Consider the following 11,787-nt stretch of genomic DNA (forward strand, 5'->3'; position numbering starts at 1 on the left):
TCGGCGAGCGTGGTCAGCAGCGTGACGCGCTGGCCGAGCAGGCTGTCGAGCGCGATATCGGCGTTGGCGCTGACCGCAACGATGCGCCATTCGAATATCGCAGAGATGGCCTCGCGGCCAATCCAGGCCTCTATCGCCAGTTCGGCCAGCGCGCCGTCACTGTCCAAGGCATACAAGCGATGGGCAGAAGAAAACTGTTGATGGAAGCTTGCAGGATCCATTTACCGATGCATCAAACCGCCTTGTTGTTCGGACGCGCTACTACGACCTCGGCGCATAGCATCGGCTATTTGTGCCTTTGCATCTAAAGGAAATCAACTGAAGAGATCCCGCTACGAAGCACAATATTTATCTCGATCAAATACCCACAAGATTCAGCCATTCAGCGGGGCAAGATTTCACTTCGAAATGCGAATTTCGGCAATGGCGAACGACGGCCCGGCAGGGCGCGGCGTCTCGTATGGAAACGCGAGTTTCCCATTGCGTCGCGCGCCGTACCGCGCGAACTGAGACTGTCATCGAACAGCGATGACAGAGGAGTGTGGAAACCCGAATGTCTCAACCGAACAGTCGCCGATGGCGGATGGTGGACACCCGTGCGAAGACATGGTTGACACATTCAGACGTCAGATGTGGGTGGTCCTAAGCCACTCTGTGACCTGCGCGCCTCGCCTGCGGGGCTGTTTTTTTTTATGTGCAGAACAGATAACGGCTCACCCTCAGTTTGATCAGTGAGCCGGCATTCTCTGAACGATGCGGAGCGCCCGCCAGGAGTTTTGCGGCGGCAAGGCGGATCAGTGCCCGATTCGTCACGAAAACCTGACCTTGCCGCGGCAAGGCCCGACTGCTAACCCTCAGTGAATCTGCATACCGCGCATGGCATGGATCCGCTCATGCTGTCGCTTCAACGCTTCATACTGGCGCTGAAGTGTCGCGCTGGCATCAGGCGGGAGCGTCTTCATCAGCACGGACTGATATTCGCGCCTGGCGGCATCTTCTTCGTGCTCGCACATACCCAGCACGGCGTCGTCATTGTTTGGCTGCAGCATGTGGCGGAACGCCATCCAGCCGCGGAACAGCGTGCCGTTCATGCTGCCGCGGTCAGCCGGCTGGCCGCCCATGGCACTGACCAGGGACTGCAATTCCTGCACCGACGCCCGGTAGGTTTCCGCGGTAGTGGCCAGGATGTCGCGAAGCTGCGCATCGCGCACTTCAGCGGCGCCGCTCATGCAGGCCAGTTCACTGTCCTTGCCCGCTTCGATCAGCTGATTCAGCGCCAAGACAGTTTGTTGCTGGTTGTCGCCCATGGCATTCTCCCAACACGCGCTCTGGCGGCGCGCAGCTTCGGCGCCGCCACGTTGGCCAAAGGAGGAACCGCCGCCGCGCAACCGGCGCGAGAATGGCGTCGCGGACGCCATCGATGTGCAACTGGTTCGCGCCGGCCCCACTTGCCTGCTCGTCATGAAGCAAGGCGTGACTTCATGATAGGAGATGGGCTGCTGGAAGCGCAGGGCCGCGACAGCGTGGCCTGCCCATCCCCGATTCAGGTCATTGATCGGGCGCATGGACCCGGCAGTGCTTCTTGCGGTGGCCGCCGGCATCCGGCGCGAAACTGTGCATCCTTTCCCGTTCCGTCCCGGTGGTCCTCTGCTTGCCGTCGGGCACGCGAGCCACGCCGCCCGCTCACAAGAACCCCACCGAAAACCAGGGCACCAGCGTCAACAACACCAGCGCCACAAACAACGCCGCCATATGTGGCCACACCCGTGGCATCGCCACGTCCGGTGACACCCGCCCGATCGCGCAGGCAGCATAGAACCCCACCCCGAACGGTGGCGCGAACAACCCCAGCCCCATCGCAAAGATCACCACCATGGCGTAATGCACTTCATGCACGCCGACCAGTTTCGCTATCGGAAACAGCAACGGCCCGAACAGCACAATGGCCGGGATACCTTCCAGCAGGCTCCCGAGGATGACGAACGCCAATGCCGATACCAGCAGGAAGCCAACCTTGCCGCCAGGGACTGCCGACAGGATGCTCACCAGGTCCTGCGCAAAACCGGATTGCGTCAGCGCCCAGGCCATGGCCGTGGCACAGCCGACGATCAGCAGGATCGCGCCGGACAGCGCGGCAGTATCCAGCAGCATCGGATAGACGCGACGCCACGCGAAGCGGCGATAAACCAGGACGCCTGCCACCACCGCATAGAAGATGCCGATGGTAGACACCTCGGTGGCAGTGGCCACGCCCTCCACCACCGCCGTGCGAATGATGACGGGCAGCGCCAGTGCCGGCAGCGCAACCAGCAGCGCTTTCACGATCGCCGGCCGCGACGGCCGCGGCGCGCCGCTCATGTCTTCCTTGCGGGTCTGGAACCAGACCACCAGCGACATCATCACCAACCCTACCGCCGCGGGCATCAGCCCACCGATGAACAGCGAGGTGATCGACACGCCGGTCACCGATCCCACCGTAATCAGCACGATGCTGGGCGGGATGGTCTCGGACATCGCGCCCGAAGCCGACAGCAGCCCGATCAGGTCGCCATCCTTGGCACCGCGCCGCTTCATCTCGGGAAACAGGCTCGGCGCCACGGCGGCCATGTCGGCGGCCTTGGCGCCGGAGATGCCGGAAACGATATACATCGCGCCCAGCAGCACATACTGCAATCCGCCGCGCAGATGGCCGATCAGGCTGACCAGGAAGTGGATCATCGCGCGCGCGAGGCCGGTCATCTCGATCAGCGCGCCCAGGAAGACAAAGAGCGGCACCGCCAGCAGGATCAGGTGCGACATGCCCTCCTGCATGCGGTTCGGGATGATCGACAGCGGCGTGGCCGTGGACAGCGACAGGTAGCACAGCGTCGCCAGGCCAAAGGCGAAGGCGATCGGCACGCCGATGGCCACGCACACGACCAGCATCACGAGGAAGAAGATCACGAGGTTGGCATTACCCAGCGTCATCAGCGTGGGCGACAGCAGCCAAAGGACGCCACCACACAATGCCACCATCAGGCCCGTCGCGATCACCGGCTTCCAGTGCGCCGCAAGCAGGCGCAAGATTGCCGCGACCAGCATCAGCACGATACCGGCCAGCACCGCGCCGGCGCGGTAGCCCTCGCTGATCTCCAGCGTCGGCGTCGAGACTTCCAGGTGCTCGGTCAGGTGTTCCCAGCCGGGCCTCAGCAACAGCGACAGGAACGCCACCACCAGCCACATGCCGAGCGCGTCCACCCAGGCGCGCCTTGCCGGCGGCAGGTTCTTGATAAAGGTGGTCAGTTGCATATGCGCGCCGCGGTCCAGCGCAATGATGGCGCCGAGCATTGCCAGCCACAGGAACAGGATGCTGGCCAGTTCATCCGTCCAGGGAACCGGCTGGTGCAGCGCGTAGCGCGCGAAGGCACCGCCGCCCAGCAGCAGGATTTCTGCCAGCACGATCAGGGCGGCCGGAACCTCCACCATGCAGGCCATCAGGCGGCGCCAGCACGCCGTGGCGGCTGACGGCGCTGAGAGCGCTGGCGCAATGGCTTCAGCGGTGTGCTCCATCGATGTCTCCTCTCCGTTTTTATCGTTCGTGCCAGCCGTCATGCCAGTCGGCCTGCGTATTGCTCCAGCCGCGACCACGCTTCGTCGCCGTACTTCTTCTTCCATTCGGCATAGAAGCCGGCGCCTTGCAGCAAGGCACGGAATGGCGCGGGATCTGGCTGGTTGAAGACGATGCCGAGGCGACTCAGCTCGGTTTGCGCATCGGTATTCAGGCGCGCGATGTCCTCGCGCTGCTTCAGCGCCGCCGCGGTGAAGTGCGTCGTGATAGCGGCCTGCACCTCCGCTGGCAGCGCCCGAAATTTCTTCGCATTGCCGAAGATAAAGTGACCATCCCAGGTGTGTCCGGTCAGCGCGCAGAACTTCTGCACTTCATACAGCTTGGCGCTGCGGATCAGCGCCAGCGGGTTCTCCTGCCCGTCCACGACCCGCGTTTGCAGCGCCGAATAGAGCTCGCCGAACGGAATGGCCGTGGGCGACGCGCCCAGTGCCTTGAACATCGAGATCCACAACGGGATGCCGGGCACGCGCACCTTGAAGCCCTTCAGGTCCGCCGGCGTGTTGATCGGCCGGCTCGCCGAGGTGATGTTGCGATAGCCGTTGTCCAGGCATTTGTCGAAGACGTGCAGGTTCACCTTGCCCAGGGCAGCACGGACATAGGCGCCGACGTCGCCGTCCATCGCAGCCCAGACCGTGGCGTAGTCCTTGAAGGCAAAGGCCACGCCGTTGATGCCGGCGGTCGGTACCAGCGTTTGCAGGTTGGTGCCGGCCGTGGACATGAAATCCATCGCGCCGGTGCGCACCTGCGCGATCATGTCGGGCTCGCTGCCGAGCTGGCTGTTGGGATAGACCTGCAGGTCGACCTTGCCGCCGGTGTCCTGTCGGATCGCCACCGCCGCCTGCTGGATGCGCAGCGTGCCCGGATGGTCGGCGGGAAAGGCGGTGCCGTACTTGAGGCGGATGGTGCCAGCCTGGGCCAGTACGTGGGCTGCCGGCAGCGTCATCGCCAGCGTGCCGGCGGCTAGCGCGCCAAAGCGGCGTCGGGTTAACAGCATGGCCATGGTGCGGTGGTCTCCTAGTTATCGGGTGGGGATGGCTCAGGACGACAGCAGCGCAGCGGCGCCGCCGGCGCGGAGCACCGCCAGGTGGCGGGCCAGGCGATCAGCCAATGGTGCGGGCCACGGTTCGCTGCCAAAAACAGGGGCGTGCGCGAGTGCCTGTCTGACGGCGTCGGCATCGCTGTGCGCGCCACGCAGGCACGCCGCCAGCGCAGGTGCGCCGGGATCGTCGAAGGCAAGTGCCTGGCCGCCATCGCTGCGTCCGCTGCGCAGGCAATGCAGCCAGGCCGCGAGCGCGCGTTCCAGCCACGGCCGCTCGGTCCCTGCACTGGCACGCAGGGCGGGCAGCCAGCGCACCGGCACTTTCTGCGTGCCGTCGGCTGCAATCTGCACGGTGCGATGGTCGAGCGCGGCATTGCGGAAGCGCTGCAGCAGGGCCTCGGTGTATCCGGCCACGTCATACCCGGGCGGCGCTTGCACGGTGGCGCACAGGTCTGCCATCACGCCGCGCGCGAAGGCGCCGACCTGCGGATCGTCCATGGCCTCGGCAACGGTCTGCAGCCCGCACAGTTGTCCGGCGTAGGCGATGGCGGAATGCGTGCCGTTGAGCAGCTGCAGTTTCATCGCCTGGAACGGCCGGACATCGCCGGTCATCAGCGCGCCGCCCGCTTCCCATGCCGGCCTGGGTCCGGCAAAGCGGTCCTCGATCACCCACTGCGTGAAGGCTTCGCAGACAATGGCGGCCTCGTCGCGCAAACCCAGGCGGCGCTGCGCGTCACGGCGCGATGCCGGCGTGGCGGCGGGCACGATCCGGTCCACCATGGTGTTGGGAAACGCCACGTCGTCGCGCACGCGGCGTGCCAGCGTCGGGTCCGTCAGCGCGGCGTACTGCGCCAGCAGCTTGCGCAGCGTCTCGCCATTGGCAGGCATGTTGTCGCAGCAGACGATGCTGAGGGGCGCCCTGGCGGGCCGCCGGCGCAGGCCGGCAGCCAGTACGCCGAGCGTGCTTCTGGGGGTGTCGGGATGGGCCAGGTCGTGGCGGATATCGGCGTGGTCCGTGTCCAGGTCGGCGCTGGACGGATGCTGGCAGTAACCCTTCTCTGTCACCGTGCAGGTCACCACCGCGATACCGGGATCGGCCAGCGCGCCGAGCACCTCGCCCAGCGCATGCGGCGCATACCAGGCCTGCACCACGGCGCCGACAATGCGGGTGGTGGCCGTCGCGCCTTCGCGCTCGGTCACCGAATACAGGAAGTCCTGCGCCGCCAGCGTCCTGGGCATGCGCGGCTCTCGCAGGCTGACGCCGACAATGCCCCAGCGGCTATCCCCGGCGTGGATCGCGGCTTCCGTGTACAGCGCCTGGTGCGCGCGATGGAACGCGCCCAGGCCCAGGTGCAGCACGCCGCGCGACAAGCGGCTGCGGTCGTAGCCCGGCTGGCGCACTTCAGCATTGGCGCGGCAACGGTTGCGTTGCGTGAGCCTCATCGGCGGTACCTCGGCAGGTCTGTTGGCAGCAGCATCGTGCGTGCATCCGGCGTTGTCTTCGATGCGAAGAAGTTTGCACGCACCCGTGGTGTCCAACGTGCGGTGCTTTCGCGATTCAACTGCGGCGAACGCTGCATTTGATTGCGGAATCTGCCGTACTCCGCCGCAATCGGCCCGCAGTACTCTGGCTGCATCCACACCGATGCGGGCGTTGCGCAACCAGGCAGCGCCGTCGGGCCACGACAACGACGATCCGGCCGGAGACACCCTTTGAAAATCGAACAGATAAAGACCATCGTCACCTGCCCCGGGCGCAACTTCGTGACGGTCAAGGTGGTCACCGATGCCGGCGTGTACGGGCTGGGCGACGCCACGCTCAATGGCCGCGAACTGGCGGTGCGGACCTATCTGGACGAACATGTGATTCCGTGCCTGACAGGCCGCGATCCGCGCCGGATCGAGGACATCTGGCAATACCTCTACCGCGGCGCCTACTGGCGGCGCGGGCCGGTGACGATGACCGCCATCGCCGCCATCGATATGGCGCTGTGGGACATCCTGGGCAAGCTGGCCGGCATGCCTGTCTACCAGTTGCTTGGCGGGCGCAGCCGCCATGGCCTGATGGTGTATGGCCACGCCACCGGGCGCGACCACGCCGAAGCCATCGACGCGGTGCACAGCCATATCGCGCAAGGCTACAAGGCGATTCGAGTCCAGTCGGGCGTGCCTGGCTTGTCCAAGGTGTATGGCGTCGGCACCCAACCGGGTCACTATGAACCGGCGCAGAAGGGCCTGCCGCCGGAGGAGCCATGGGACACCGCGCTGTACCTGCGCCACACGCCGGAACTGTTCCGCAAGGTGCGCGAGGCGGTCGGCTTCGGCCCGCATCTGCTGCACGATGCGCACCACCGGCTGACACCGATCGAAGCGGCCAGCCTCGGCAAGGCGCTGGAACCCTTCAGCCTGTTCTGGCTGGAGGATGCAACGCCGGCCGAGAACCAGGAGGCGTTCCGGCTGATTCGCCAGCACACCACCACGCCGCTCGCGGCGGGCGAAATCTTCAATTCCTTGTGGGACTGCAAGGACCTGATCAGCCATCAGCTGATCGACTACATCCGCACCACCATCGTCCACGCCGGGGGCATCACGCATGTGCGCCGCATCGCGGACTTCGCAGCGATCCATCAGGTCCGCACCGGCTTCCACGGCGCCACCGACTTGTCACCGGTATGCATGGCCGCAGCCGTCAACTTCGGGCTGTGGACGCCAAACTTCGGCATCCAGGAACTGATGCCGCATGGCTCGTTGGTTGACGCGGTGTTTCCGCACAACTACCGCCTGGAGGACGGTTACCTGGTGATGGACGACGTGCCCGGTCTTGGCGTCGACATCGACGAGCGGCTGGCGGCCCGATATCCGTACGAACGCGCCTATCTGCCGGTGGCGCGGCTGCGCGATGGCGCGATGTGGAACTGGTAGCCGCCGCGCCAGTAGACGGAAACAAGGAGCCAGCATGTTGAGCGTAGTCGTCGAGCAAGCGCACCGCATGGCCGTATGCGAGCGCCCCAACCCGGTCCCGGCCGAAGGCGAGGTGCGCGTGCGCGTCCGCCTGGCTGGCGTCTGCGGTTCGGATCTGCACATCTTCCATGGCAAGAATCCGTTCGTGACCTATCCGCGCGTCATCGGCCACGAGTTCGTCGGCCATGTCGATGCGGTCGGCGCTGGCGTCAGCGCCTTGCGCATCGGCGAGCGGGTGGTGGTGGATCCGGTGGTCAGCTGCGGTCAATGCCATGCCTGCCGGATCGGCCGGCACAATGTCTGCCAGCGGCTACAGGTGATCGGCGTGCACCGCGATGGCGGCTTCAGCCAATTCGCATGCGTGCCGGCACGTAACGCCTACGCGGTGCCCGATGGCATGCCGACGGCCAGCGCTGCGGTGATCGAGCCATTTGCCGTGGCCGCCAACGCCACCCACCGCACCGGCGTACTGCCCTCGGACGTGGCGCTGATCTATGGCGCCGGGCCGGTCGGACTCAACCTGCTGCAGGTGCTCAAGCGCGTATATGGCATACGCACCTTCATCACCGACCATGTCGATGAACGGCTGGCATTGGCGCAAGCCTGCGGCGCCGCGGACGACGAAATCATCAACACCGCGCGCGAGCCGCTTGCCCGCGCGCTGGAGCGCCGCGGCGCGGCGGGCGGGCCGACGCTGATCTACGATGCCGTCTGCCATCCCGCCATCCTGGAAGAAGCCGTTGGCCTCGCCGCGCCGGCTGGCCGCATCGGCGTGCTCGGGTTTTCTGCCACGCCATCGTCGCTGCCGCAGCAAGCGCTGACCAGCAAGGAATTGACCCTGTATGCCTCGCGCCTGAATTGCGCGATGTTTCCCACCGTCATCGACTGGATCATGCGCGGTCTGGTGGATCCGGGCCGGATCGTCACGCACCAGGTCAATGTCCGCGACGTGGCCTACGCGTTCGACCTCGCCGAAAACCAGCCGCGCGTCAGTTGCAAGGTGTTGCTCGACCTGGGCGAGGACGCCTGACATGCGCGCGCGGTTCGACATCGTCGCGCTGGGCGAGGCCATGGTCGAGTTCAACCACGCCGGCCCGCGCGGTTCGCGCACCTATCTGCAGGGCTTCGGCGGCGATACCTCCAACGCCGTCATCGCCGCGGCGCGCCAGGGTGCCCGGTGCGCCTACGTGACGCGGCTGGGCGACGACGAGTTCGGCCGCATGTGCCGGTGCCTGTTGCGCCGCGAGCACGTCGACACCAGCGGCGTCGTCCTCGATGCGTCGGCGCCTACCGGACTCTACTTCGTCCATCATGGCCCGGATGGCCACGTCTTCACCTATCGACGCTCCGGGTCCGCCGCGAGCCGGATGCAACCCGGCGACCTGCCGGTCGCATTGCTGGAAAGGGCCACCTGGCTCCACGTCTCGGGCATCAGCCAGGCCATCAGCACGTCAGCCACGCGTACCGTGCGCGAGGCCATCCGCATCGCCCGCCAGGCCGGCACCAGGGTGTCCTACGACCCCAACCTGCGCCTTACACTCTGGCCATTGGAGCGCGCCCGTGAAGTCATCGTCGCCACGCTGCCCCTGTGCGACCTGTTCCTGCCGAGCCTGGACGACGTGCGCCAGCTTGCCGGCATCGACCATCCCACGGGCATCGTCGACTGGTGCCACCAGATGGGCGCGCCGCATGTGGTATTGAAACTGGGCAGCCAGGGTTGCCTGGTATCCGACGGCGAAGAGTTGACCGCCGTGGCGCCGTTCCGCGTCGACGCGGTCGATGCGACCGGCGCGGGCGACTGCTTCGACGGAACCTATCTCGCGCGGCTGGTGGCCGGAGATGACCCTGTGTCCGCTGCGCGATGGGCGGCGGTGGCGGCCGCGCTGGCCACCACGGGCCACGGCGCCGTCGCGCCGCTGCCAGGGGTGCAAGCCGTCTGGAATGCGCTGAAAGCGCAATCATGAAGGTGGCGACGGCGCGACATTCACGCTGACTGCGTGCACGCTCGCGAACGAAATCCGTCGATTCAGCCCATGGGCCTGGAACGGCGCCTGGCGGTGGCCTATACCTGTCGCATGCCAACCTTCCTGATGACGAGGTATCCCATGCACCACGCCTTCCCGCCCAACGACCCCCACGCCATGGCCTACTGGCGCGCGCGCCGCATGGTGCGCGCGCTGCGCGGCTGGTATATCCACCTGCTGGTTTATACCGTGGTCAATGCATGGCTGTGGTTCCGCTTCTTCTACTTCCCGTCGCCGCCCTGGTCGCATTACGCCACCACGGGCTGGCCGTGGCCGCTGACCACCACGCTGGCCTGGGGGCTGGGGCTCACCGTGCACGGGTTACTGGTCTGGATGCGGCTGTCGCGCCGCGGCCGTGACTGGGAACAGCGCAAGATCCAGGAATTCATGGATCGACACTAGCCAGATCACTGGCTGGCGACGCGCGCGCCAGCCGGCCTACATCTGCCGGAACCGATGCATGTAGGCGCGCGATACCGGCAGTTCGGCATCGCTGTCGCGCAGCCTGACAAAGAGCCGCCCCGACTCGTCGCGCCGCGTGCCGGCCACGTATTCCATATTGACGATGGATGAGCGGTGGATCTGCCAGAACACCTCGGGATCGAGACCGGCAATCAGCTCCGCCAGCGGCGTGCGAATCAGGTGCTCGCCATCCGGGGTATGCACCACCACGTACTTGTCGTCGCTCTGGAAATACATCACGTCCTGGATCGGCACGTGGCTGGTGGTATTGCCACGGCTAGCCCGGACCCACCGCAGCTGGCTGGAAGCTTCCGCGCGCGGCTGGGCACGTGTCAGCTGGTTCAGCAACTGCGCCAGCTCGGGCAGTGGCGCCGCTTCCTGCAACGCCTTGCGCAATCGTTCGATGGTGCGGCCCAGGCGCTCCTCGCTGACCGGCTTGACCAGGTAGTCCACTGCGGCGCGCTCGAACGCATCGAGCGCAAACTCGTCATAGGCTGTGACGAACACCACCCGGGTTTCGGTTTCCAACCCCTGCGCCACTTCCAGCCCCGACAGGCCCGGCATCTTGATATCGAGGAAGGCAACGCTCGGCGACAAGCGCGCGATGGCGTCGGCGGCTTCGATGCCGTTGGTCGCCTCGGCAACGATCTGCAACTCCGGCCACAGGCGCTGCAGCTTGCCGCGCAGGTACGCACGCAGATGCTCTTCATCGTCGGCAATCAGGGCGGTGGGCGTCATGTGCATCTCCGGTTCAGGATGCCGGTGGCAGCGGAAGATCGATCAGTACGGCGGTGCCGGGCGAGCGCTCTTCAATCCTGACGTGGGCGTCACCGTCATACAGCACGGCGAGCCGCTCGCGCAGGTTAGACAGCCCGACACCAGCGCCGGCCGAGGGCCGAAACCCCATGCCATCGTCCTCGATCGTCGCCAGCATGCGCGCGCCGTGCCGCTCCAGCCGGACCAGCAAGCGCCCGCCTTCGATCTTCGGCTCCAGGCCATGCTTGATCGCATTCTCGACCACCGGTTGCAACAGCATTGGCGCCAGCGGCATCGCTTCGAGTTGCGGGTCGACGTCGACCGTGTATTGCAGGCGCTCGCCCATGCGGATACGGATCAGTGCCAGATAATCGCGCAGCAGCTTTGCCTCCTGCGCCACCGTACCTTGCGTAGCACGGCTGGCGGCCAGCGAGGCACGCAGATAGGCGATGAAATGCTCCAGCATCATCGTCGCCTTCTGCGGCGCGGGCTCGATCAGGCTGACCACGTTGGCCAGCGTGTTGAACAGGAAGTGCGGTTCGATCTGCGCCTGCAGTAGCTTCATGCGAGCCTCGACCAGCTGCTTCTCCGTCGACAGCGTGCGCACCTGTTCCTGCGCCATGTACTCGGCAATCTTGCGCTCTTCCCACCGCCGCCCGAGCAGGCCCACACGGCCCCAGGTCATGATGCCATGCACCGCCAGGCCAATCCCCCAACCCATCAGCGGGCCACCCGCCCAGGGCCGATGCGACGAGCCCATCAGATGGAAGCCGATCAACATCGCGTTCACCACCACGTAGACCATGGCGTGCAGATAGAAGAAGCGCAACGCGCGCACGCGGTGGCGGGCTTCTTCATAGGCGCGTTGCTCGGGGGCCGAGCGCCAGAGGCGGGAGTTGGGGAAAGGCACGGGGGTGGTTGGGGCGGAAATTTGTGCA

At 65.9% G+C, this 11,787-nt stretch carries 11 protein-coding genes; 4 read left to right on the forward strand and 7 right to left on the reverse strand.

Annotated elements, in window-relative coordinates:
• The 5 genes from GA0116996_RS25885 to GA0116996_RS25905 all read right to left on the reverse strand — a co-directional run.
• Positions 1 to 221 (reverse strand): hypothetical protein (locus GA0116996_RS25885; RefSeq protein WP_141693771.1); only part of this gene is annotated, 221 nt, incomplete at its 3' end.
• A 633-nt stretch (positions 222 to 854) separates the two neighbouring features.
• Positions 855 to 1,307: a PA2169 family four-helix-bundle protein gene (locus GA0116996_RS25890; RefSeq protein ID WP_092317446.1), complete on the reverse strand. Its 453-nt coding sequence runs from the start codon at positions 1,305 to 1,307 to the stop codon at positions 855 to 857.
• Between the two features lie 376 nt (positions 1,308 to 1,683).
• Complete coding sequence (locus GA0116996_RS25895; protein ID WP_092317449.1) at positions 1,684 to 3,549, reverse strand: TRAP transporter large permease; 1,866 nt, start codon at positions 3,547 to 3,549, stop codon at positions 1,684 to 1,686.
• A gap of 38 nt (positions 3,550 to 3,587) precedes the next feature.
• Complete coding sequence (locus GA0116996_RS25900) at positions 3,588 to 4,607, reverse strand: TRAP transporter substrate-binding protein (protein ID WP_092317452.1); 1,020 nt, start codon at positions 4,605 to 4,607, stop codon at positions 3,588 to 3,590.
• Positions 4,608 to 4,643: 36 nt separating this feature from the next.
• Positions 4,644 to 6,089: a mannitol dehydrogenase family protein gene (locus GA0116996_RS25905; RefSeq protein ID WP_092317455.1), complete on the reverse strand. Its 1,446-nt coding sequence runs from the start codon at positions 6,087 to 6,089 to the stop codon at positions 4,644 to 4,646.
• 270 nt (positions 6,090 to 6,359) lie between these two features.
• On the opposite strand from GA0116996_RS25905, the gene manD reads away from it, so the two are divergent.
• The 4 genes from manD (at position 6,360) to GA0116996_RS25925 (ending at position 10,033) form a co-directional block, all read left to right on the forward strand.
• Entirely contained in the window at positions 6,360 to 7,568 is a 1,209-nt protein-coding gene (manD, locus tag GA0116996_RS25910) for a D-mannonate dehydratase ManD (RefSeq protein ID WP_092317458.1), read from the forward strand.
• A 34-nt stretch (positions 7,569 to 7,602) separates the two neighbouring features.
• Complete coding sequence (locus GA0116996_RS25915) at positions 7,603 to 8,637, forward strand: Zn-dependent oxidoreductase (protein WP_092317461.1); 1,035 nt, start codon at positions 7,603 to 7,605, stop codon at positions 8,635 to 8,637.
• A gap of 1 nt (position 8,638) precedes the next feature.
• Complete coding sequence (locus GA0116996_RS25920) at positions 8,639 to 9,571, forward strand: sugar kinase (RefSeq protein ID WP_092317464.1); 933 nt, start codon at positions 8,639 to 8,641, stop codon at positions 9,569 to 9,571.
• 141 nt (positions 9,572 to 9,712) lie between these two features.
• On the forward strand, positions 9,713 to 10,033 hold the full coding sequence (locus tag GA0116996_RS25925) for a 2TM domain-containing protein (protein WP_092317654.1): 321 nt from the start codon (positions 9,713 to 9,715) through the stop codon (positions 10,031 to 10,033).
• Between the two features lie 36 nt (positions 10,034 to 10,069).
• Here the strand turns inward: GA0116996_RS25925 and GA0116996_RS25930 are convergent, their stop codons facing one another.
• A complete protein-coding gene (locus GA0116996_RS25930) occupies positions 10,070 to 10,831 on the reverse strand; it encodes a LytR/AlgR family response regulator transcription factor (RefSeq protein WP_092317467.1) in 762 nt (253 codons plus the stop codon).
• Positions 10,832 to 10,844: 13 nt separating this feature from the next.
• On the reverse strand, positions 10,845 to 11,759 hold the full coding sequence (locus GA0116996_RS25935) for a sensor histidine kinase (RefSeq protein WP_092317470.1): 915 nt from the start codon (positions 11,757 to 11,759) through the stop codon (positions 10,845 to 10,847).
• Between the last annotated feature and the right edge of the window lie 28 nt (positions 11,760 to 11,787).

The sequence above is a fragment of the Cupriavidus alkaliphilus genome, assembly GCF_900094595.1.
GTDB lineage: Bacteria > Pseudomonadota > Gammaproteobacteria > Burkholderiales > Burkholderiaceae > Cupriavidus > Cupriavidus alkaliphilus.